Origin of the sequence: Cellulophaga sp. HaHaR_3_176 (assembly GCF_019021925.1) — a bacterium.
GTDB lineage: Bacteria > Bacteroidota > Bacteroidia > Flavobacteriales > Flavobacteriaceae > Cellulophaga.
Genome location: NZ_CP058990.1, coordinates 2,554,269 through 2,578,544 on the forward strand (window position 1 = coordinate 2,554,269; position 24,276 = coordinate 2,578,544).

Here is a 24,276-nt window from a genome sequence, read left to right on the forward strand (position 1 = left end):
TTCTAGGTATACTGTTTACCAAATTTTTCTTTCACCTTAACAAGTACTTGCTTAATATCTTGTTCTTTAGATTTTGGGTAGATTAGTAAAACATCTTCTTTATCTACAATAATGTAATCCTTTAAGCCATCAACAACAACAATTTTGTCTTTTGGAGATCTAATCATATTCCCTGTAGCATCTTCTAACAAAACTCTGCTGTTAACTACAGCGTTATCACCTTCTTCTTTATCTAACTTATCATAAAGAGAACCCCAAGTACCTAAATCATTCCAATCAAAAGTAGCAGGAAGAACATAAATCTTTTTTGATTGTTCTAATATTGCATAATCAATAGATATATTTTCTGCCTGAGGATAGTTCTCATTAATAAACTCCTGTTCAGAATCTGTATTATACAAAGCAATTCCCTTTGCAAATAATTCGTATTGCGATGGTTGGTAAGCTTTAAAAGCGTCAACTATTGTTTTAACGCTCCACATAAATATACCCGCATTCCACAAAAAATTACCTTGTGCTAAAAAATCTTTAGCAGTTTCATAATTAGGCTTTTCTCTAAATTGGTTTACCTTTTTAAGGTCTTCTTTATTTTCTTTATCAAATTCTATATATCCAAAGCCTGTGTTCGGAAAAGTTGGTTTAATACCTAAAGTACAAAGTGCATCTTCTTTTTCACATTTATCAAAACACGCTTCAACATTTCTTGCAAAACCTTCTTCATCTTCAATCCAATGATCACTAGGTGCTACTATCATCACCGCATCTGGATTTTTCTTTTGTATTTTTAATGACGCATATAATATACATGGTGCTGTATTACGCATTGCAGGCTCAAGAACTACTTGTTCTTGTTTTACCATGGGTAATTGCTCTAATACTAAATCATTATAGCGCTCATTTGTTAAAATCAGAATATTCTCTGTAGGAACAAACTTATTTAAACGTTTAAAAGTTTTTTGAATTAAAGTATCTCCCGTACCAAGCATATCGTGAAATTGCTTAGGAAATTCAGATGTACTAACTGGCCAAAAACGAGATCCAACTCCACCTGCCATTAAAACTGCGTAATAATTTTTATTCATTTCTTTTAGTCTTTTATTAACTCTACTTCTGCATTAGGTTGAAACAAATAAATATTATTTGTACTCAACTCAATACATTCGAATCGTTTTATTTTTTTATTCCCTTTTTTAAAAATTCTACCATTTTTTAATCTAAATACGCTTCCGATTGGTAATTGAAAAACGTACGAATTTTCTTTAAATTGTGCATCAAATTGTTTTAATGCTATTGATAATTTAGCATCTGTATCACTACTCGCACTGGGGTTTCTAAAGTGATTTGCTATTAATGGCAAAACCTTTGGCGGAAAAACCTCTGGACGAATAAAAGGAAGCATTAAAAATTGAAATGTTTTTTTCCATTCTAATCCATGTGGCTTAATTTTTCTTCCATATTTTTCAAAAGCTACTAAGTGTGCTATCTCATGCACCAAAGTAATTAAAAAACGATACTTATTTAAAGATGAATTAACTGTTATTTTATGTGTTCCGTCTGGTAATCTCCTATAATCACCATGACGAGTAACACGTTGATTTACAATCTTTAAATTAACACTATTTTCCTTTATCAGATCAGCGCACAACTCTACTGCTCGTTCAGGAAGGTATTTTTCTAGTGTTTTATACATTCAACAAAAATAAGATAAATATCAAAAAATTAAACAGCTATTTTATGGTGTGCTATTACTAACCTGTATTAATTTTCCATTAAACAACACATTACCCGTTAAAGCAAATTCTTTAATATAATTAGCCATTTCTAAAGCTGTCGTTGGCGCTTGATAACCCGGAAAAGCTTCTTCTAACATTTCTGTCTGTACCGCTCCAAGAGCTAAAACATTAAATGAAGGACCCGATTCTTTAAACTCTTCTGCCCATAATTCAGTTAATGTAATTACAGCTGCCTTACTAGAACTATATGCTGCTAAACCAGGAAATTTAAGACTTCCTTGCACTCCACCCATTGAACTAATTGTTATAACATGACCTGTTTTAGCCATTTTAGGCACTACAATCTTAGTTACGCTCGCTACACCAAAAACATTCACCTTATACACCTCTTCAAATTCTGATGATGTAATATCTAAAAAGGGTTTATTTAAAAGCTTACCTGCATTATTAATAAGAACATCAACTTGTTCCCATGAGTCTTTAATAAATTTTTCTAGTTTATCTAAATCTTTTTCATCGGATAGATCAAAGGGAAAGGAAGTGATATTAAGATGTTTTAAATCGGAAATAGGCTTATCATTTCTAGACAATGCTAAAACTTGATGATCAGCATCTGCAAAAAGCTTAGCCATTTCAAATCCTATTCCCCTACTTGAACCTGTAATTATAATATTTGCCATTGGTAACCTTAATTGAACTTAATTTCTTTTGTTGTTGCATTTACAATACCAGTAACCATTGGTATTGATTTGTTTACTACAGTTGCCATATGATTAAAATCCATCAATTCTGCTTCGTCATCAACACCATGATAATGGTTGAAATTTGTAAAATCAAATGTGCAAAATGTCTGAGAAGGCACACTAAACTCTTCATAAAATGCATAATTATCAGACCGTTTAAATAAATTCATTTTTTTTGCAGATGGCAAAAAACCAATCAATTTCTCTCCAGAATAATCATTTGCCACTTGTGCTAAGTTTGAATTTTCATACCCTGTAACATACATAAAGTAATCTTTATTTTGTAAGGCAACACCAACCATTTCAAAATTAAGCATAGTATATAAGTTTATATTTCTTTCTTTCAGTCTTTTCGCTAAATCCTTAGATCCCAAAAGACCTTTTTCTTCTGCTGTAAATAAAGCAAATACAATAGTTCTCTTATTATTTTTTGTAGTCGCAAAATAACGAGCAAGCTCTAAAACTGTAGTTGTCCCAGAGGCATTATCATTCGCTCCATTTGCTATAGCATCTCCATTCTTAGGAGCAATTAAACCTATATGATCATAGTGCGCACCAATAACAACAATTTCATTTTTCAAAGAAGCATCTATACCCTCTAATACACCAACCACATTATATGCAGGTTTCTCATAATTTGATATAGTGTCTTTATAATATTCAAAATAAGGCTTAACACCGTTTTCCTTAAAAATATCTTCAATATAATTAGCAGCTATCTCAATTCCCTCACTACCAGCTTCTCTACCTTTTAAATCATCAGAAGATAAAAAACTTATAATATCACCTACATCTTTACTTTTTGAAAACGATGTTGTTGGAATTGCTTTTCTACTTTTCTCCTCAATAACTTCCTCCTCTACATTAACCGTTTCAGAAACAGGTGTTACAGCTTCAATATTATCAGGGTTTGTTTCTACTATTTTAGGAGCTTTACAGCTGTATGTAAAAAGGATTCCAAAAATAATTACGCTAATTTTTTTCATTTATATGTTATTTACTTTTAAATTAAATATTATTTTATCTCGGATTTAAAGATAAAAAAAAGCATCCCAAATAAATGGGATGCTTTAGTATAATATTTAAAAACTACTTATTAACTAAGCAAGCATTGTAACTGGGTTTTCTATATAAGACCTCAACGTTTGTAAAAATTGAGCTCCAGTTGCCCCATCTACAGTTCTGTGATCTAATGCTAAAGTAAGTTTCATTGTATTACCTACTACAATCTGACCATCTTTAACAACAGGTTTTTCTATAATGGCACCTACTGAAAGTATTGCAGAGTTTGGCTGATTAATAATAGAAGTAAAACTTTCTATTCCAAACATTCCTAAGTTAGAAACCGTAAAAGTACTTCCATCCATTTCTGCTGGAGTTAACTTTTTATTTCTTGCTTTACCTGCTAATTCTCTAACAGAACCTCCTATTTGAGAAAGCCCCATTTGATCTGCAAATTTCAAAACAGGAACTACAAGCCCATCTTCAACTGCTACAGCTACACCTACATGAATATGATGATTAAAACGTGTTGAATCAGCACTCCAAGTAGTGTTTACTTGTGGATGTTTTTTCAGAGCCATTGCACATGCCTTTACTACCATATCATTAAATGATACTTTAGTCTCTGGCAAGCTATTTATTTGAACTCTAGATTGCATTGCATTACTCATATCTACCTCAATATTTAGGTAGTAATGTGGTGCAGTAAATTTCGATTCACCTAAACGTTTAGCAATAACCTTACGCATTTGGTTGTTCTTAACTTCTTCAAAGCTTTCCTCTCCTACGGCAACATTTACTGGTGTTGCAGAATTAGAAGCTGCTTTTGATGGAGCTGCAGAAGGTGTATAATTTTCAATATCCTTCTTTACTATTCTTCCATTATCTCCTGATCCAGCTACTTTTGCTAAATCAACTCCTTTTTCTGAAGCTATTTTTTTAGCTAAAGGTGAAGCAAAAACACGCTGACCATCGCTTACTACCGGGGCAGCATTTGGACTTGACACAGTTTCTTTTTTAGCCTCTTCCTTCTTAGCTTCTGCTTTAGGAGCACTTTCCTTTTTCGGAGCAGATGGTTTAGATTTTAAAAGACTATCAACATCAGTACCTTCTGGCCCTATAATTGCCAAAATAACATCAACAGGTGAAGATTCTCCTTCTTGAGTACCTATATATAATAATGTGCCTGAATAGAAAGACTCAAACTCCATTGTAGCTTTATCTGTTTCTATCTCAGCAAGTATATCTCCTTCTTCAACTTTATCACCTACTTTTTTCAACCAAGAAGCTACAGTACCTTCTTCCATAGTATCACTAAGTCTAGGCATTTTAATAATTTCAACACCTTCTGGAATATCAGCTGCTTCTGAAGATTCTTCATTTGAAACTTCTTCAACTGCTGTATTTTCTTCTTTAACTTCTTCTGACTTATCAGCCTCAGCTGCTCCTGAACCGTTTATTAAATCCGAAATATCTTCTCCTTTTTCACCAATAATAGCTAATAAAGTATCAACAGGAGCACCATCGCCTTCCTGAATTCCTATATGAAGTAATGTTCCTTCATCAAAAGATTCAAACTCCATTGTAGCCTTATCTGTTTCGATTTCAGCTAAAATATCACCTTCTTCAATTTTGTCACCTACTTGCTTTAACCACTTAGCAACTGTACCTTCTTCCATGGTATCGCTAAGTCTCGGCATATTTATTACTATTGCCATCTAACTATAATTTATGTTGTAAAAATGGATAATCTTCTTGATCGTAAACCATATCATACATTTGGCTTACTGGTGGATAATCTGACTCTTCTGCAAATTTCTCACATTCAGAAACTAATGCTTTGATTTTTTTGCCTATCGCATCAATTTCATCATCAGATGCATATTTCTTGTCCTTAATCACTTCTAATACTTGACTGATAGGATCAATTTTCTTGTATTCTTCTACTTCGTCCTTAGTTCTGTAATGTTGTGCATCAGACATAGAGTGGCCTCTATATCTATATGTTTTCATTTCTAAGAAAGTTGGTCCGCCACCACTTCTTGCTCTTTCGATAGCTTTACTCATTTCTTTAGCAACAGTAACTGGATCCATACCATCTACTGGTCCACAAGGCATTTCATACCCCAAACCTAATTTCCAAATATCAGTTGAATACGAAGTTCTTGCTACAGATGTTCCCATAGCATAACCGTTATTTTCACAAACAAAAACAACTGGTAATTGCCATAACATCGCTAAATTGAATGACTCATGTAAAGAACCCTGTCTTACAGCACCATCACCCATATAACATAAAGTGACAGCATCACTTTTTTTGTATTTATCAGCAAAAGCTAAACCTGCACCTAAAGGAATTTGACCACCAACGATACCATGACCGCCATAAAAACGATGTTCTTTAGAAAAGATGTGCATTGACCCTCCCATACCTTTTGAAGTACCTGTTACTTTTCCGAATAACTCAGCCATTACTCTTTTTGGATCCACACCCATACCTATCGGCTGTACATGGTTCCTGTAAGCTGTAATCATTTTATCTTTAGAAAGATCCATAGCATGAAGAGCTCCTGCTAAAACAGCTTCTTGACCATTATAAAGATGTAAAAATCCTCTAACTTTTTGTTGTATGTAAACGGCTGCTAATTTGTCCTCGAATTTTCTCCAGAACAACATATCTTCATACCATTTTAGGTAGACTTCTTTTGTGATTTTCTCCATTAAATGCGAATTTTTATAGAACTATAATTATTTCTACTCAACTTTAGGAACAAAAATTGAAAAGCAAAAATACACATATAAATCAATAGGTGAAAAAAATTAAACAAAAAGCTTAACCGCAAATAGAAAATACACGAATATTGATCATAAAGTGAAAAAAATGCAAAAAAAAGACCCTATTTCTGGTTTTTCAATTTATAAAAATGAGCTATTGAATGCTAAAGGAAGAATATCTAACAAAGAATCTATTTTTAAAACCTCTCCTTTTTCTCCCATTAATAAAATTTTGATAGGTAGTTTTTGCTTTTGCTCATACTCAATCATAGATTGTCTACAATTTCCACAAGGTGCTGCTGGCGAATCAACCACATAATTTTTTGATGTTGCTGAAATTGCCACAGCCTTTATAATCACGTTAGGGTATTTTGCACTTGCATGATATATTGCAACTCTTTCTGCACAAAGTCCAGAAGGGTACGCTGCATTCTCTTGATTACTACCAATAACAACTTCTCCGTTCTCTAAAAGAACAGCTGCTCCAACCTGAAAATTTGAATATGGGGCATATGCATTTTTACGAGCCTCTACTGCCGATATCATCAACTCCAAATCTTCAGCATCTAAAGCTTTACAAGATGGATATACACTATAATCAATTACTAATTTATGCTTTTTCAAATTTTATTTTTAATTAAATATAAGTCAACAAATCTAACTTTTACAACTATTTAAAATGTTAATTGATGAAAACTAAAAAATCCAAACCAAAACTACATAGTTTTAATTTGGATTTTCTTAATATGTATATTAGCACTTAATCGTTAAAAAACTCTTCTCCGAAATTAAATGTTAGAGAAAAACGAAGTGTATTTTCTAATGGGTTTTGAATTTTAGAAGATGAAAACAAATAAGAAAGATCTATTTGTGTTGCCTTAAATTTAAAACCCGCTCCAACAGACATAAATTTTCTAGATCCTTTCTCTTCACTTTCGTTAAAGTAACCCGCCCTTAACATAAAAGCATTTTGGTATCTATATTCAGCACCTAAAGCCCATGTAACTTCTTTAATCTCTTCTGAAAAACCTCCAGGAGCATCATTAAAAGATTTAAAAACACCTTCTAAGAAACCTATACTCTGGTATTCTTGTGCATCATCTCCATTAACATCTCCATCATTATTAAAATCTTGAGGCGTTGGCACTAACAATTTATTAAATTCAGTACTTACTGCTATTGTATTATCTCCATCAAGTATAAAGTCAAATCCACCACCAAACTTTAAATTCGTTGGTAAAAAATTCTCTTGTCCTCCTTGATCATAAGAAATCTTATTTCCTAAATTAGATATATTAAATCCAGCCCTCCATCTACCATCAAAATTATTATAAGCAACTTCTCTAGACCTATAATAACCGGCAACATCTACCGCAAACGCATTTGCTGCCTGAGAGTCTGTATTCGCTTGGTCTTGAAATTTAAGGTTAGAACTAATAAAACGCCCCGCTACTCCCATTGAAAATGTTTCACTAAGTTTTAGCGAATAAGAACCATCAATTGCAAATTCATTTGGCTTCACAATTCGAGGGTTGTCTTCAAAATTTTGACGTAATTGTATTTCTCCTAACGTAAAATATCTAATACTTGCCGCAAAAGCACTTCTATCATCAATCTTATTATAAAAATTTGCATTTAACAATGCTATATCTGTAATTATACTTTCTAAATAAGGTGTATAACTTACCGCAATGCCCATTTTATGCTCTGCAAAAGCAAATTTAGCAGGGTTCCATTGTTGAGAATATGCATCAACTGATGTAGCCACACCCATATCTCCCATACCAGATGCTCTAGCATCTGCTGCGATTGTTAAAAAGGGTACCCCCGTCGAAATAACTCTATCATTATCTTGAGCAAACACATTTGCAATGCTTAACAAAAAAGAGACTAAAATTGCTTTTTTCATTTTTGAATTTCTATCAATTTAAAATATAGGTTCTATTGTTAACTTAAATGTAATGAAAACTAAACTATACATTCAATCATATAACTAACGCCTGTATTCTAAAAAACTTATCTAAGAAGATAAAAAAAATGATATTTATTTAAAAAATAAGACTATAACACTTCCTTAAATTTATTACTATATACCTTATTAATTGAATCACAATAATAATTAACTAATAAAAAGAAAAAACAAAATACTAATACTAACTTTGCTGCGTTATAAATGGTGTAATTACTATTAAGCCGAAAAATTAATTTTCTTTAAATAATTTACTTTTCATAAAATATTCTAAAGAAAACATCGTTCTTAAAGCCGAAAGCAATAATTGCAAACCAAAAATATTGATTTACCAAACTACATTAATGTAGTTGATTTTATTGAACTCAAGTCCTAATTATGAAAAAACAATTCATCAAAGTTGTACTCTCTTGTGCTGTTATAGCAAGTAGTGTAAGTAGTTGTAAAAACTCTTCTTCTAAAAACACATCTAGAGCTACAGGTTGGAAAATAAATGCAAAGGAAGGTGGTTTTCAGCACAATACAGATTATAAAGAGCAAGAAACTGCTCCTGGTCTAGTATTCGTTGAAGGTGGTACTTTTACCAAGGGTAAAGTGCAAGATGATGTGATGCATGATTGGAACAACACGCCTACACAACAACACGTTCAGTCTTTTTACATGGACGAAACCGAGGTAACTAATTCTATGTATTTAGAATATTTAGATTTCCTTAAAAAGGTTTACCCTCCTGAAGATCCTCGTTACGCAAATATTTACACAGGTGCTTTACCTGACACATTAGTATGGAGAAACCGTTTAGGTTTCAACGAAACTATGACAAATAACTATTTACGTCACCCAGCATACGCAGAATACCCTGTTGTTGGTGTAAATTGGATTCAAGCTGTACAATTTGCAGAATGGAGAACAGACCGTGTTAATGAAATTATGCTAGAAAGAGAAGGTTACCTATCTAGTGAGGCTAAATACAAAGCTTTAAATAGTGAAGCCGAAGGTACTTTTAGTACTGAAGCTTATTTGAACAGACCAGAATCTGTTTATAATGGTCAAATAGATTCATTACAAGGTAAAATGAAAAAAGATTCTATTTCTAATTTTGCTTCACGTAGTACAGGTATCATTTTACCTGAATACAGACTACCTACCGAAACTGAATGGGAATATGCAGCTGCTGCTCAAGTAGGATCAAGAGAATACAATAACTACAGAGGTAGAAAAAAATATCCTTGGGAAGGTGATTACACTAGAAACGGACAACGTGTTGGTCGTGGAGATCAATTAGCCAATTTCAAACAAGGAAAAGGTGATTATGGCGGAATTGCAGGTTGGTCTGATGATGGTGCTGATATTACTGCCGAAGTAAAATCATACAAACCTAATGATTTAGGCTTATACGATATGGCTGGGAATGTTGCTGAATGGACAGCTGATGTTTATAGACCAATGGTTGATGACGAAGTAAGTGATTTTAACTACTATAGAGGAAATGTTTACATGAAAACCGCTATCGGAGAAGATGGTAAAGTAAATGTTATTAGAGACTCTATCGTTTACGATACTTTACCTAACGGAAAAATAGTAGCAGTAAACTTACCTGGAGAAATTAAAATGGTAGCTGTTGATGAGCAAGAAACTTATTTGAGAACAAACTTCTCTTCAAGTGACAACAGAGGCTATAGAGATGGCGATGCCGGATCATCAAGATTTTATGACAAATTTAATGATGACGAAGACGGAGATGAAAAGAAGAAAATGTACAATTCTCCTAACCATAAAGTTGAACGTGATTCTGCCGGAACAGTTGTTCGTCAATACGATGAATCAAATTACAGAACAACACTTATAAATAATGAAGTAAGAGTTTTTAAAGGTGGTTCTTGGAGAGACAGAGCATACTGGTTAGATCCTGCACAACGTAGATACCTACCACAATATATGGCAACAGATTATATTGGTTTTAGATGCGCAATGTCTAGAGTTGGTTCTAAATCAAAAACAAAAAATAAAACTGTTAGAGGTAAAAAAGCTAAATAATAGCTTAAAACACAAAATTCTTAAAAGTCCTGATGTAACCATCAGGACTTTTTTTATACTTTAGTTTCATGAAAATAGAAAAGCTACACAAACTGTTTTTACAGTTCCCTATAATATGCACAGATACTAGAAAAATATCTGAAAATTGTATTTTTTTTGCTTTAAAGGGCGATAATTTCAACGGTAATTCTTACGCAAATAAAGCTATAGAAGGCGGAGCTTCTTTTGCTATTGTCGACGAAGAAGAGTACGCCACTAACAACAATACCATATTAGTTTCTAACACACTAGAAACACTACAAAAGCTAGCCAATTACCATAGAAATTATTCAAACGCAAAAGTTATTGGCCTAACTGGCAGTAATGGAAAAACTACTACAAAAGAACTAATCAACTCAGTGCTATCAACAACATACAAAACAATAGCAACAGTCGGTAATTTAAACAATCATATTGGCGTACCACTAAGCCTGTTAACCATAAAAGAAGATACTGAAATTGCAATTATAGAAATGGGCGCTAACCATAAAAAAGAAATTGAATTTTTGAGCAGTATAGCTGAACCTGATTTTGGCTATATCACAAATTTTGGAAAAGCACACTTAGAAGGATTTGGAAGCGAAGAAGGCGTGATAGAAGGAAAAAGTGAACTTTATGAATTTTTAATTAATAATGACAAACAAATATTTTTTAATGCTGATGACGCCATTCAATTTGAAAAATTAAATAGTTATATAAAAAAGTACGGGTTTAGTCAAATCGATTCCAAATTCTATCAAATAAAACTAATCGATGCCAATCCTTTTGTTGAAATTGAATTTGACAACATATTAATTACCACCAAACTTATAGGCGCTTATAATTTTATCAACTGTTGTGCAGCTATTACAATGGGGAAATATTTCAACATTACTATATCTGAAATAAAAAAAGGAATAGAAAGTTATATTCCTTCAAACAATAGGTCACAAATAATTGAAAAAAACGGAAATAAAATTATTTTAGATGCTTACAATGCAAACCCTAGCAGCATGCAAGTTGCCTTAGATAACTTAAAAAACCTTAAAGCCGAACATAAAATAGCATTTTTAGGTGATATGTTCGAGCTTGGAAACACTGCTAAAAAAGAACACCAAAATATAGCCGACTTAGCTTTTTCTATGAATTTTGATATTACTTTTTTAATAGGTGAAAATTTCTCAAACACAAATACGAATAACAAAATCTACACATCTTTTGACGAATTAAGAGAACACCTTAAACATAATAAAATCGAAAAAAGCACTATTCTGATAAAAGGATCTAGAGGAATGGCCCTAGAAAGAATCTTAGACTTATTGTAAAACCAGAAATCCATTCAGAAATTACCTATTTTCTAAATTCTGAATGGATATATGTCAAACCAAAAATTTACAGCTTTACTAATTAGCAATAATATTAAAAAGTGATATACAACAAAATCAACAACTGATTTAAAGTTAAAAACATTATTCCGCCACCATTAATCAAAAGCCCACCAAAAGCCACCATTAAAGCTAAAACGCACTTATTTTTGAAAAGCCAACAATAAGAACATCACAAGCGACGACAACTATTCCACTAAGTGCACTTTACCTTAATTAAAGTTCATTAAAATTTTGATTTAATTCAAATTAGAATTTGAAAGAAAACGCAATAGTATAGAAAACAAAAAAACCCTTCAATTTCTTGAAGGGTTTTTAATTACTGTGGGCCCTACTGGATTCGAACCAGTGACCCCCTGCTTGTAAGGCAGGTGCTCTAAACCAACTGAGCTAAGAGCCCGATTTGCTTAACATTGTTTCGCTAAGCGAGTGCAAATATAGAACAGTTTTTTAATTCTCAAAAGAAAAAAAGAAAAAATTTTAAATAATTTCTGCAATTACAAAATTGCTTCCTCCCACAAAAACAAAATCTTCTTTACTTGCATTTTCAATAGCCGCATTAAACGCTTTATTTACAGATAAATAAGAGTCAATTTTAAGTCCGAAGTTTAAAAATCTACTTCTTAATACTTCAACATCTAAACCACGGTCAATATCAGGTTTACACAAATAATATTTTGCGTTTTTAGGCAAAAGAGGTAAAACAATGTCTAAATCTTTGTCTTTTACAAAACCCATCACTATATGCAAATTCTCAAACTGTTGGTTATTGATTTGCTCAATTACAATTTTTAACCCCTCAGAATTATGTGCCGTATCACAAACCACCATTGGCTTATCAGATAAAATCTGCCAACGCCCAAGCAACCCAGTATTTTCAACAACCTTTAAAAGACCTTGCTGAATGTTATTAGATGATATTTTAAAGGACTTTAATTGTTTTACAACACAAAGTACTCCTTTTACATTCTTAACCTGATAACTCCCTAATAAAGAGGTTTTATAATTTTCTATAGTTTCACTGTCTGCAAAAACTATTGAAGCATTTTTATTTTCAGCAATTTCTCTAAACACTGAAGAGGTCTCCTTTTGCGTCTCACTAATTACAACAGGAATATTGTCTTTTATAATTCCACCTTTTTCTACTGCAATTTTCTCTAGCGTATCACCCAACAAATCTACATGATCGAAACCTATGTTTGTTATTAAAGAAACTTCTGGAGTTATAATATTTGTAGAATCTAAACGCCCTCCTAAACCAACTTCTACAATAGCAATATCAACCTTTTCCTTTGCGAAAAAATCAAAAGCCATACCCACTGTCATTTCAAAAAAAGACAGTTTATTCTCTTTTAAGTACACTATATTATCTTCTATAAAGCTTACTACTTTATTTTCATCGATACAGTTTCCATTAATTTTAATACGTTCTCGGAAATCTTTTAAATGTGGAGATGTATATAAGCCGACTTTATAACCAGCCTCTTGCAGAATTGAAGCCAACATGTGACTACTAGAACCTTTCCCATTAGTTCCCGCTACATGAATGCTTTTAAATTTATTTTCAGGATTTTTAAGATACTTAGATAATGATAAAATACCATCTAACTTTCCAGAATGTGCGATTTTACCTTTTTGTTGATACATTGGAAGTTGAACAAACATCCAATTTAAAACCTCATTATAAGTCATGTATTATTCTCGAACTTTAAAATCTACTACTACAAAACCTACTTGTTGGCTTGGCGCATTAGGATCTGGTTTCCATGTATGAGAATTTGCAGTTGCTTTTGCCGGCCCCATTAAACAAGGATCCGTATTCGTTGTACCTTTTACTCCAGGAATAGCATCGATAACTCGACCATTTCTATCTACAAAAATTTTAACAACAACCCTACCTTCTTCATTACAGTCTGGCTTTACAGAACTATTGCCTGCCAATGACCTGCCATTCAATCCATATCCCTTAGTTCCACTTCCTGAACCTGGAGCCCCATAATAACTAGTAGCATAAGGATTACCATCTGGACTACCTTTATCTCCCGATTTCGAATCATTGCCTTCACCACCAGATGATGATCCATCAGATTTATTGAGACCACCCATCATTTCATCAAGCTTTTTGCGTTTAGCATCTTGCTCTCTTTGGGCTTTCTCTTTTGCTTCCTGCTTATCTTTTTCTACTTTATCAGCCGCTTCTTTAGCTGCTTTTGCTGCAGCATCAGCTTTACGCTTAGCTTCTTTCTGTTGTTTTATAACCACAGACTCTTCACTTTCTTGCGTAATAATTTTCTCAGAAGGCTGCTCTTTTGGGGATTCCGCCTCAGGAACTACTTCTTCCACTTTTTCTTGCTCTACAGGAGGTGTAATTGGTTTATCTAAAGGCTCTGACTTTATTTTCTCTGTTGGCTGCACTTTACCGCTACCAAAATCAGTAGTACCAAAATTTATAGCAATTCCATTTTCTTCTGGAGGATCTAAAGATGTAAGTCCGATATAAAAAAGCAACACCAAGAGTGCACTTAACAATATTGTTGTAAGTGTAAGTGATTTCTTCTTGTGTTTTGTATCTAGTAACGACATTAATTAGGTCGCACAGCCAAAATAACTTTAAAATTATTCTTGTTAGCTATATCCATAACATTAACTGCTTCTTTAATAGCTACGCTTTCTTCGGCTCTTAGAATAATAGTTGGTTTCTCTTGACCTTTTAGTGCTTTTTTTAATTCAATTTCAATGTATTCTCCGTTAATTCTTTCGTTATTTACGAAGTACTCTAAATTCTTATTTATACTTACAGATACATTTTGAGAGCTTGTCGACTTTCCTTTTGCTTTTGGCAATAATAAATCTAATGCATTAGGAGAGTTAGATGTCAGCATAAAAAACACTAACAATAAAAAGACAATATCTGTCATTGAAGACATACTAAAGTCTGGGCTTACTTTATTTCTACCTTTTAGTTTCATAAATTAGAAATTAAAGAGGTTCATTCAACAAATCCATAAAATCAACTGCATTAGCCTCCATTTTATGCACAACTTTATCTGTACGGTTCACTAGGTGATTATAACCAATATAAGCTATAATACCAACTATCAAACCTGCCACAGTAGTCGTCATTGCAGTATAAATACCCGATGCCAAAGATCCCATTTCTGCCTGGCCTCCACTTGATGCCATTTCATGAAAAGCTAAAATCATACCAATTACAGTACCCAAAAAACCAATCATTGGTGCCGCACCCGCAACTGTAGCTAAAATACTTACGTTTTTCTCTAGCTTATACACTTCTAATGTTCCTGCATTCTCAATTGCTTTATTAATATCCTCTAATGGCTTACCTATACGAGATATTCCTTTTTCAGTTAACCTAGCTACAGGAGAATCTGTTTGAGCACAAAGAATTTTTGCTGCATCCAATTTACCATTAGTAACGTGATCCCTAATTTGATTCATAAAATTTTTATCAATCTTAGAAGCCGCTTTAATAGCAAAAACACGCTCAAAATAAATATACAAGGCAACAAAAAGCATTACAAATAATACTGATATAATAATAATACTACCTGTACCACCATTAATGATTAAATCTATTACGGAAAGCGTTTTCTCTTCAGAAATAACTTCACCAATTTGAGTTTCATCTACAAGATCTTGAAACAATAACATATACTATTTTATTTAAGTTGCCTTTATAACGTTCTTTTGGAAATTAAATTATGCGTTTAACACAAAATCTCTCAACAATACAAAAGTACCTGCACCAGCTAAAAACCCAATTAAAGCTAACCATGCAATATTCTTTAAATACCAGAAGAAATCTATTTTTTCCATTCCCATTGCAACAACACCCGCAGCAGAACCAATTATTAACATACTACCACCTGTACCAGCTGAATATGCTATAAAGTGCCATAATGGAGCATCCATACCTTCAGAAAACATACCTAAACTTGCAGCAACCAAAGGAACATTATCAATCACAGCTGAACCAACACCAAATAACATTACTACAATATCAGTATTAGGAATTGCTTCATTTAAACTTCCTGCAGCATGAAACAAAATACCTAGAGACTCCATTGCAGCAACAGCTAATAAGATACCAAAGAAAAATAAAATACTTGGCAACTCAATTTTAGATAAAGAATGATGAACTGGGCTATGATGACCTGCAGCTTCACTTTCTCCACCATCTACATTTGTAATATTAAATTTAGAATTACTATATATTTCAGCAAATGTTGCAACAACTGCTAATGATAACATCATACCTACATAAGGAGGTAAATGAGTAACTGTTTTAAAAATTGGAACAAATACGATTGCACCAAGACCTAAATACAACATTATTGCTCCATATTTAGATTTCGGAACAACTTCTTCTTCCTCTAATTCTCCTTCAATTTTACCTTTAAAAACCTTAAACTTACTAGCTACAAACACAGGTATAACCATACACACAATTGATGGGATTAATACATGTTCTACTAACTGTAATGCTGATACTTTATTCGCAATCCAAAGCATTGTCGTTGTTACATCTCCGATTGGAGACCAAGCACCACCTGCATTCGCTGCAATAATGATAATACCCGCAAACCATAATCTAGTTTCTCTTTCTCTTATAACTTTTTGCAAAATAGTAATCAATACAATAGTAGCCGTAAGGTTATCTATAATTGCAGAAAGAATAAAAGCTAAGATTGAAAAAAGCCATAAGAGTCTTGTTTTACTTTTTGTTTTTATAAAGCCTTTTATAGTGGCAAAACCATCGAAATAATCAATTATTTCAACAATTGTCATTGCACCCAATAAAAAGAATAAGATTTCTGCTGTTTTACCTAAATGATGCAGCAGTATTTCTTCTATATGAGTAGGCTCTAATTCTCTAAGTGCTGTATTTACCTCAAAAACATCCATATGAGATAATGCAATTATAGCCCAAAGTATAGCCATCATTGCTAATGCTGGTATAAGTTTGTCTATTTTTAGATTATGCTCTAAAGTGATAGCCAGGTACCCGGCAAGAAAGACAATAATAATAATAGTTTCCATAAAGTTAAGTTAGTTATATTAATTGTTTTAAAGCTATTTCAAAAGCTGTTTTACTTATATTTTGCTTTGTTTTGTTTTGCTCAAAGATATTTAAAATTGCTTTTTTTATTGTAGTAGAGGTGTCATTAAATATTAATTCATCATCCATTGGCACTCTTCCTTCCATAAAGTAAGCAAAAACACGAGCCATTCCACAGTTTGAAATAAAATCAGGAATCAAACTCACCTTTTCATCCGTGTACTCCATTATAGGACCAAAGAAAATTTCTTTGTCTGCAAATGGAACATTTGCACCACAAGTTATCACCTCTAAACCAGAATCTATCATTCTAGAAATTTGTTCTTTAGTAATCAATCTTGAAGCAGCACAAGGAGCAAAAATTTCTGTTTGAAGATCCCATATTTTATTATTTATCTCCTCAAAAGAAAGCATATTATCTGCCACTAATGTATTTCCATCTTTATTTCTATAAAAGGCAACTATTTCATCAAAAGAAAAACCTTCTTCATTAATTACACCACCTGCTCTATCAATAATTCCTACGATAGAAGCCCCCATTTTAGATAAATAAAAAGCAGCTGCGGCTCCAACATTACCAAAACCTTGCACTATAGCCCTTTTGCCTTTTACAGAACCTCCATAAATTTCATAATAATGTTTTACAGCTTCTGCAACGCCATAACCAGTTATCATATCTGCAACAGTGTACTTCCGAGAAGTATCTGGAGAAAAGTTACTTCCTTCTAAAACCTTTACAACACCAAGCCTTAACTGCCCAATTCTGTTAATTTTATCAGCTTCAGTAGGCTTAAAATGTCCATTAAAAACTCCTTCTTGAGGATGCCACACTCCAGCGTCTTCTGTAATAGGAATTACCTCATGTATCTCATCTACATTTAAATCTCCCCCAGTACCATAGTAGCTTTTCAATAAAGGAGCAACAGCATTATACCATCTTTCTAAAACTCCTTTTTTCCTAGGGTCATTTGGATCGAAGTTTATACCAGATTTAGCACCACCTATTGGCGGGCCAGATACTGTAAACTTAACTTCCATAGTTTTTGCCAGAGACAACACCTCGTTTACGTCTAAACCTTCACGCATTCTAGTACCTCCACCTGCTGCACCACCTCTTAATGAGTTAATAACCGTCCAACCTTCAGCTTCTGTTTCTGAATCTTTCCAGTTAAATACTATTTCTGCAGGTTTATTTTCGTATATTTTTAGTAAATTTTTCATTTATATTTTAATTTTAAAAACAGCATAATATTGACATGACTAATTCATGTATTTTTTTTGAAGTAATACTTATGAACAAAACCCCCTAGGGTTAGTGCTGTCTCATATCTGAATTTTTAAAATCAATTAAATGATAATTATTAGCAAATATAAAAATTATGAGTAGAAAAAAAGCCTTTAATTAATAAAGTAAACTCAGATTATTAATAATAAGATTATTATCAATGACATTTACACAATTCCCTAAACTACCCCCTTTAAATTAAAAATAAAATAATATTAACTTATATTTGTAATGCTTTTTTAAATATTTCACAATTATATGGATTTCAAATTAACAGAAGAGCAGCTGATGATTCAACAAGCTGCAAGAGATTTCGCTCAAAACGAATTACTACCAGGTGTAATCGAAAGAGATGAGCATCAAAAATTCCCTACAGAACAAGTTAAAAAACTTGGCGAACTTGGGTTTTTAGGTATGATGGTAGACCCTAAGTATGGAGGAAGTGGTCTAGACACTATTTCTTATGCCATTGCAATGGAAGAGCTATCTAAAGTAGATGCATCTTCTTCTGTTGTAGTTTCCGTAAACAACTCTTTAGTTTGTTGGGGACTTGAAACATTTGGAAATGAAGAACAAAAACAAAAGTATTTAACAAAGTTAGCTACTGGAGAAATAATTGGCGCTTTCTGCCTATCTGAACCAGAAGCAGGAAGCGATGCTACTTCTCAAAAAACAACAGCTATCGACAAAGGGGATCATTACCTTTTAAACGGAACCAAAAACTGGATTACAAACGGCAGTACAGCAAGTGTTTATTTAGTAATTGCACAAACAGATAGAGAAAAAGGACATAAAGGTATTAATGCATTAATTGTTGAAAAAGGTGCTCCTGGTTTTGAAATTGGTCCAAAAGAAAACAAACTGGGTATTAGAGGTAGCGACACACATTCTTTAATGTTTAATGACGTTAAAGTTCCGAAAGAAAATAGAATTGGTGAAGATGGGTTTGGATTTAAATTTGCAATGAAAACTTTAGGTGGAGGTAGAATTGGAATTGCAGCTCAAGCATTAGGAATTGCAGCTGGCGCATATGAACTAGCTCTTAAATACTCTAAACAGCGTAAAGCTTTTGGAACAGAAATTTACAACCATCAAGCTATTGCTTTTAAATTAGCAGATATGCACACCCAAATTGAAGCGGCTAGACATTTAGTTTATAAAGCGGCATGGGACAAAGATAATGGGAACAATTATGATGTATCAAGCGCAATGGCAAAACTATACGCATCACAAGTTGCAATGGATACTACTATAGAAGCTGTGCAAGTACATGGTGGAAATGGTTTTGTCAAAGATTACCATGTAGAAAGATTAATGAGAGATGCTAAAATTACTCAAATTTACGAAGGTACTTCAGAGATTCAAAAAATAGTAATTTCGAGAAATATCATCAATAAATAACGCTTTTTTAACTTTTTTAATTAAAAAATTAAAATCACCCCCTAATAATATTAGGGGGTGATTTGTTTTAAACACACTTAAATCCAATTCAACCCAACAAAAAACACATCAATCAATCAAATTAACACACAAAACACCAACCACCCCCCTTTAAATTACTGACAATAGGTTTATTTAACACAAATTTATCAAAATGATAAAATTAACCCCTCATAAAATCAAAAATGAATAATTAATAACGTTTTATTCCAAACGTTGCTTTTTTTGTTAGATAATGTAACATAGACTTCAAATAACCCATTAAAAATGATATTTTTGAGGAAATACTATATTTTATGACGTGGAAAAAACAGGGTTTATACCTACCGGAATTTGAGCATGAAAACTGTGGAGCAGGTTTTATATGCAACCTTAATGGAGAAAAGAACAATCAAATTATTCACGACGCATTAGAAATCTTAGTAAAATTAGAACACCGTGGTGGGGTTAGCTCTGATGGAAAAACAGGAGATGGTGCTGGATTATTAATCGATATTCCACATGCTTACTTTAAAAGAGTATGTGATTTTGAAATACCTGAGCAAAGAAAATACGCTATAGGTATGACATTTTTACCTAAAAATAAAAATCAATACAAGCATTGTAAAGCTGAATTTGAAAAAGAAATAAAAGCACAAGGTTTAGATATTTTAGGCTGGAGAAAGGTTCCTGTAGATTCTTCTCAATTAGGAGAAATAGCTTTAGCGTCAGAACCTAATACTGAACAAATTTTTATTGCCCAAGGAGATTTAGAAGAAAACATATTTAGAGCTAAGCTATATATGGCTCGTAAAATTGCAGAACATTCTATTCGCAATTCTAAAATGTCAGAATCTAATTATTTCTACTTATCTAGTTTATCAAACACAACACTTATATATAAAGGTATAATAATGCCTGAAGATATAGGTCCATATTATACCGATTTACAACAACCTGATTTAGTTACTAGACTAGCTTTAGTTCATCAAAGATTTTCTACTAACACAATGCCTACTTGGGAATTAGCACAACCATTCAGGTTTTTATGTCAGAACGGAGAAATAAACACTTTAAGAGGTAACGTATCTAGAATGCGTGTTCGTGAAGAAATCATGAAATCTGGAATATTTGGAGATCAGATAGAAAAACTTTTCCCAATTATTTTACCAGGTAAGTCTGATTCTGCCTCAATGGATATGTCTGTTGAATTGTTAACATTAACAGGCCGATCTTTGCCAGAGGTTATGATGATGACAATTCCTGAAGCATGGGAGAAGCACGCTACAATGTCTGAAGAAAGAAAAGCGTTCTATGAATACAACTCTTGTATTATGGAACCATGGGATGGCCCTGCATCTGTACCTTTTACAGATGGAGATTACATAGGAGCTTTATTAGATAGAAATGGATTAAGACCCTCTCGTTATACAGTAACAAAAAGTGGTAAATTAATCATGTCTTCTGAGGTTGGTGTTGTTGATATCGATCCTGCTGATGTAAAAAGTCACGGTCGTTTAGAGCCTGGAAAAATGTTCTTGGTTGACATGAATGAAGGAAGAATCATTGATGATGAAGAAATAAAGAATAAGATTGTATCTGAAAGACCTTATCAAAAATGGTTAAAAGAAAACAGCTTACAATTAAAAGATGTACCGAATACAAACTCAGCTTGCCCAATTGAAACGTTAGACTTAAACACAAGACAACGTTTATATAATTACACTATTGAAGATATTCAAGAAGTTATTGTCCCTATGGCACAAGTAGGCAAAGAAGCTTTAGGCTCAATGGGTATTGATACACCTTTAGCTGTACTTTCTAATAATCCACAAATAATATCTAATTATTTTAAGCAATTATTTGCCCAAGTAACAAACCCTCCTTTAGATGGTATTAGAGAAGAAGTTGTTACTGATATTAGCCTTGCATTGGGTCATGACAAAAATATTTTTGACATTACACCTGAGCAATGTAAAAAATTAAAAATTCAAAATCCTGTAATCTCTAATAACGATTTAGAGAAAATCAGAAATATAGACATTAATGGTTTCAAAGCTGAAACTATTGAAATGCTATATCAGAAGGATAAAGGAATGAATGGTTTAGAGGATGCTCTTGAAAATATAATCATTAGCATTACTAAAGCCGTTGATAAAGGAGTAAATATTATTATTCTTTCTGATAGAGGTGCTAAAAAAGGCCTAGCTCCTATCCCATCATTATTAGCATGTTCTTATGTTCATCATCAAATGAATCGCTTACGTAAGCGATCTTATTTTGATATTGTAATAGAATCTGCTGAACCTCGCGAACCACATCATTTTGCTACATTATTTGGTTATGGTGCATCTGCTGTTAACCCTTATATGGTAAATGAAATTATTCGTTTACAAGTAAAGGAAGGTTTTATTGAATTAGATGAGCAGAAAGCTGTAGATAACTTCAATAAAGCAATTGGAAAAGGGATTTTAAAAGTCATGAATAAAATCGGAATCTCTACATTACATTCATATAGAGGTTCTCAAATTTTTGAAATTGTTGGTTTCAACTCTAGTTTCGTTGAAAAATATTTCCCTTACACAGCTTCAAGAATTGAAGGTATTGGCTTATATGAAATAGAGAAAGAGATTAACGAAAGATACAAACACGCATATCCTGACACTTCTATCGACAAACGCCTAGGCTTAAACATTGGCGGAGAATATAGATGGAGACGTAATGGTGAAAATCACCTATTTAACCCAACGACAGTTGCAAAACTCCAGCAAGCGGTTAGATTAAATGATCAAGATTCTTACGATGTTTATAAAAATGCAATTAACGAACAGTCTAAAAACCTACTTACAATTCGTGGTTTATTTGAATTTAATAACTTAGATCCAATTCCTCTAGAAGAAGTAGAACCATGGACAGAAATTGTTAAACGTTTTAAAACAGGTGCAATGTCATACGGTTCTATTTCTCGTGAAGCCCATGAGAATTTAGCAATCGCAATGAACCGTTTAGGCGGTAAATCTAACTCAGGAGAAGGTGGAGAAGATAGAAGACGTTTTCAGCCCGATGCAAATGGTGACAACAGAAATTCTGCTATTAAACAAGTTGCTTCAGGGCGTTTCGGAGTAACATCTCATTACCTTAGTTCTGCTAAGGAGATTCAAATTAAAATGGCTCAAGGAGCTAAACCAGGTGAAGGTGGTCAATTACCAGGTCACAAAGTACTACCTTGGATAGCAGAAACAAGAAACTCTACTCCCTTTGTAGGTTTAATTTCTCCTCCTCCTCACCATGATATTTATTCAATTGAAGATTTAGCTCAATTAATTTACGATTTAAAAAATGCAAATCGTGATGCTAGAATTAACGTGAAATTAGTATCTGAAGTAGGTGTTGGTACTATTGCAGCTGGTGTATCTAAAGCAAAAGCTGACGTTGTATTAATTTCTGGTTATGATGGTGGTACAGGAGCTTCTCCTTTAACATCATTAAAACATGCAGGATTACCTTGGGAACTTGGTTTAGCAGAAGCACAACAGACTTTAGTATTAAACAACTTAAGATCAAGAATAGTAATCGAGTGTGATGGACAATTGAAAACAGGTCGTGATGTTGCTATAGCTACATTATTAGGAGCTGAAGAATTTGGTTTCGCAACTGCTCCATTAGTTGCCTCTGGTTGTATTATGATGCGTAAATGTCATTTAAACACTTGCCCAGTTGGTATAGCAACTCAAGATAAAGACTTAAGAAAAAACTTTAAAGGTACTCCTGAGCATGTAATTAATTTCTTTTACTACGTTGCTAACGAATTAAGAGAAATTATGGCACAACTAGGTTTCCGTACTATGGATGAAATGGTTGGTCAAACTCAGAAAATTAACACTAATAAAGCTATTAAACATTATAAAGCAAAAGGATTAGATTTATCTGCCATACTATATCAACCAGCAGATTATAAAAATTATACAGTAAAAAATACCGAAAAACAAGATCATAATTTAGATAATGTAATTGATTTTCAAATTTTCAAAGATGCTCATGCAGCAATCTTTAGAAAAGAAGTTACAAGCTTAAATTATAAAATAAAGAATACTGATAGATCTGTAGGAGCTATTTTATCACATGAAATTTCTAAAATATATGGCCACTTAGGCTTGCCTGAAGATACATTAAAGTTAAACTTTAAAGGTTCTGCAGGGCAAAGCTTTGGAGTGTTTGGTGCTCATGGTATTACTTTCACTGTAGAAGGTAATACAAATGATTACTTAGGAAAAGGATTATCCGGAGCTAAAATAATTGTAAAGAAGCCAGTAGAGTCAGATTTTATTGCTGAACATAATATTATTGTAGGTAATGTTTGTTTATTCGGAGCCGTACAAGGAGAAGCGTATATTAACGGTATTGCAGGAGAAAGATTTGCTGTTCGTAATTCAGGAGCCACAGCAGTTGTCGAAGGACTTGGAGATCATGGTTGTGAATATATGACAGGAGGTAAAATTGTTGTTTTAGGTGATACTGGACGAAATTTTGCAGCAGGAATGAGTGGTGGATATGCTTATGTACTAAATACTACTGGCAAATTCACAAATGGATTATGTAACGAAGAAACTGTAGATTTTGATCCTATCTACGAAGAAGATGCTTTAGAATTAAAAGAATTAATACAGAAGCATGTAGCACACACCAATAGTAATAGAGGTGCTGAAATTTTAGCAGACTGGGAAAATAGTCTAGCTAAGTTTGTAAAAGTAATGCCTAAAGAGTACAAAGTAGCTCTAGAGCGTATTGCAAATGAAGAACCAATGGTCGAAGAATTAACTGTATCGTAAT

18 protein-coding genes and 1 tRNA gene are annotated in these 24,276 nt (G+C 32.9%); 4 read left to right on the forward strand and 15 right to left on the reverse strand.

Annotated elements, in window-relative coordinates; genetic code table 11:
• Window positions 1–2: 2 nt before the first annotated feature.
• From H0I23_RS11340 to porV, 8 genes are all read right to left on the reverse strand, one after another.
• Window positions 3–1,082 carry a mannose-1-phosphate guanylyltransferase gene (locus H0I23_RS11340; protein ID WP_216783416.1) on the reverse strand — a complete coding sequence of 360 codons (1,080 nt, stop codon included), beginning with the start codon at window positions 1,080–1,082 and terminating at the stop codon, window positions 3–5.
• A 5-nt stretch (window positions 1,083–1,087) separates the two neighbouring features.
• Window positions 1,088–1,690 (reverse strand): SprT-like domain-containing protein, encoded by a 603-nt coding sequence (locus H0I23_RS11345; protein ID WP_216783417.1) that lies wholly within the window; start codon window positions 1,688–1,690, stop codon window positions 1,088–1,090.
• A gap of 42 nt (window positions 1,691–1,732) precedes the next feature.
• Complete coding sequence (locus H0I23_RS11350) at window positions 1,733–2,413, reverse strand: SDR family oxidoreductase (RefSeq protein WP_216783418.1); 681 nt, start codon at window positions 2,411–2,413, stop codon at window positions 1,733–1,735.
• Between the two features lie 8 nt (window positions 2,414–2,421).
• A complete protein-coding gene (locus tag H0I23_RS11355) occupies window positions 2,422–3,462 on the reverse strand; it encodes a M20/M25/M40 family metallo-hydrolase (RefSeq protein ID WP_216783419.1) in 1,041 nt (346 codons plus the stop codon).
• Between the two features lie 114 nt (window positions 3,463–3,576).
• Window positions 3,577–5,196 (reverse strand): pyruvate dehydrogenase complex dihydrolipoamide acetyltransferase, encoded by a 1,620-nt coding sequence (locus tag H0I23_RS11360; protein WP_216783420.1) that lies wholly within the window; start codon window positions 5,194–5,196, stop codon window positions 3,577–3,579.
• Window positions 5,197–5,200: 4 nt separating this feature from the next.
• Window positions 5,201–6,199 (reverse strand): pyruvate dehydrogenase (acetyl-transferring) E1 component subunit alpha, encoded by a 999-nt coding sequence (pdhA, locus tag H0I23_RS11365; protein WP_216783421.1) that lies wholly within the window; start codon window positions 6,197–6,199, stop codon window positions 5,201–5,203.
• 195 nt (window positions 6,200–6,394) lie between these two features.
• The gene (cdd, locus tag H0I23_RS11370; protein WP_254073596.1) at window positions 6,395–6,877 is read right to left on the reverse strand and encodes a cytidine deaminase; all 483 of its coding nucleotides are present in this window, start codon (window positions 6,875–6,877) and stop codon (window positions 6,395–6,397) included.
• Window positions 6,878–7,013: 136 nt separating this feature from the next.
• Window positions 7,014–8,162, reverse strand: a complete 1,149-nt coding sequence (porV, locus tag H0I23_RS11375) for a type IX secretion system outer membrane channel protein PorV (RefSeq protein WP_216783422.1) — start codon at window positions 8,160–8,162, stop codon at window positions 7,014–7,016.
• A gap of 438 nt (window positions 8,163–8,600) precedes the next feature.
• Between porV and gldJ the strand changes: the two genes are divergently transcribed.
• Window positions 8,601–10,259 (forward strand): gliding motility lipoprotein GldJ, encoded by a 1,659-nt coding sequence (gldJ, locus tag H0I23_RS11380; RefSeq protein WP_216783423.1) that lies wholly within the window; start codon window positions 8,601–8,603, stop codon window positions 10,257–10,259.
• A 68-nt stretch (window positions 10,260–10,327) separates the two neighbouring features.
• On the forward strand, window positions 10,328–11,602 hold the full coding sequence (murF, locus tag H0I23_RS11385) for a UDP-N-acetylmuramoyl-tripeptide--D-alanyl-D-alanine ligase (RefSeq protein WP_216783424.1): 1,275 nt from the start codon (window positions 10,328–10,330) through the stop codon (window positions 11,600–11,602).
• A gap of 385 nt (window positions 11,603–11,987) precedes the next feature.
• Here murF and H0I23_RS11390 read toward each other — a convergent pair.
• The 7 genes from H0I23_RS11390 to H0I23_RS11420 all read right to left on the reverse strand — a co-directional run bounded on the left by H0I23_RS11390 (window position 11,988) and on the right by H0I23_RS11420 (window position 17,963).
• A tRNA-Val gene (locus H0I23_RS11390) sits at window positions 11,988–12,062 on the reverse strand.
• 80 nt (window positions 12,063–12,142) lie between these two features.
• A complete protein-coding gene (locus H0I23_RS11395; RefSeq protein ID WP_216783425.1) occupies window positions 12,143–13,354 on the reverse strand; it encodes a folylpolyglutamate synthase/dihydrofolate synthase family protein in 1,212 nt (403 codons plus the stop codon).
• A 3-nt stretch (window positions 13,355–13,357) separates the two neighbouring features.
• On the reverse strand, window positions 13,358–14,245 hold the full coding sequence (locus tag H0I23_RS11400; RefSeq protein WP_216783426.1) for an energy transducer TonB: 888 nt from the start codon (window positions 14,243–14,245) through the stop codon (window positions 13,358–13,360).
• Complete coding sequence (locus H0I23_RS11405; protein WP_216783427.1) at window positions 14,245–14,631, reverse strand: biopolymer transporter ExbD; 387 nt, start codon at window positions 14,629–14,631, stop codon at window positions 14,245–14,247. The genes H0I23_RS11400 and H0I23_RS11405 overlap by 1 nt, the downstream gene beginning before the upstream one ends.
• 10 nt (window positions 14,632–14,641) lie before the next feature.
• Window positions 14,642–15,334 carry a MotA/TolQ/ExbB proton channel family protein gene (locus H0I23_RS11410; protein WP_216783428.1) on the reverse strand — a complete coding sequence of 231 codons (693 nt, stop codon included), beginning with the start codon at window positions 15,332–15,334 and terminating at the stop codon, window positions 14,642–14,644.
• 48 nt (window positions 15,335–15,382) lie between these two features.
• Complete coding sequence (gene nhaD / locus H0I23_RS11415) at window positions 15,383–16,723, reverse strand: sodium:proton antiporter NhaD (RefSeq protein ID WP_216783429.1); 1,341 nt, start codon at window positions 16,721–16,723, stop codon at window positions 15,383–15,385.
• Between the two features lie 13 nt (window positions 16,724–16,736).
• On the reverse strand, window positions 16,737–17,963 hold the full coding sequence (locus tag H0I23_RS11420; RefSeq protein WP_216783430.1) for a Glu/Leu/Phe/Val dehydrogenase dimerization domain-containing protein: 1,227 nt from the start codon (window positions 17,961–17,963) through the stop codon (window positions 16,737–16,739).
• A 322-nt stretch (window positions 17,964–18,285) separates the two neighbouring features.
• On the opposite strand from H0I23_RS11420, the gene H0I23_RS11425 reads away from it, so the two are divergent.
• A complete protein-coding gene (locus H0I23_RS11425) occupies window positions 18,286–19,428 on the forward strand; it encodes an acyl-CoA dehydrogenase family protein (RefSeq protein WP_216783431.1) in 1,143 nt (380 codons plus the stop codon).
• A gap of 335 nt (window positions 19,429–19,763) precedes the next feature.
• Window positions 19,764–24,275 carry a glutamate synthase large subunit gene (gene gltB, locus H0I23_RS11430; protein ID WP_216783432.1) on the forward strand — a complete coding sequence of 1,504 codons (4,512 nt, stop codon included), beginning with the start codon at window positions 19,764–19,766 and terminating at the stop codon, window positions 24,273–24,275.
• Window position 24,276 lies beyond the last annotated feature (1 nt).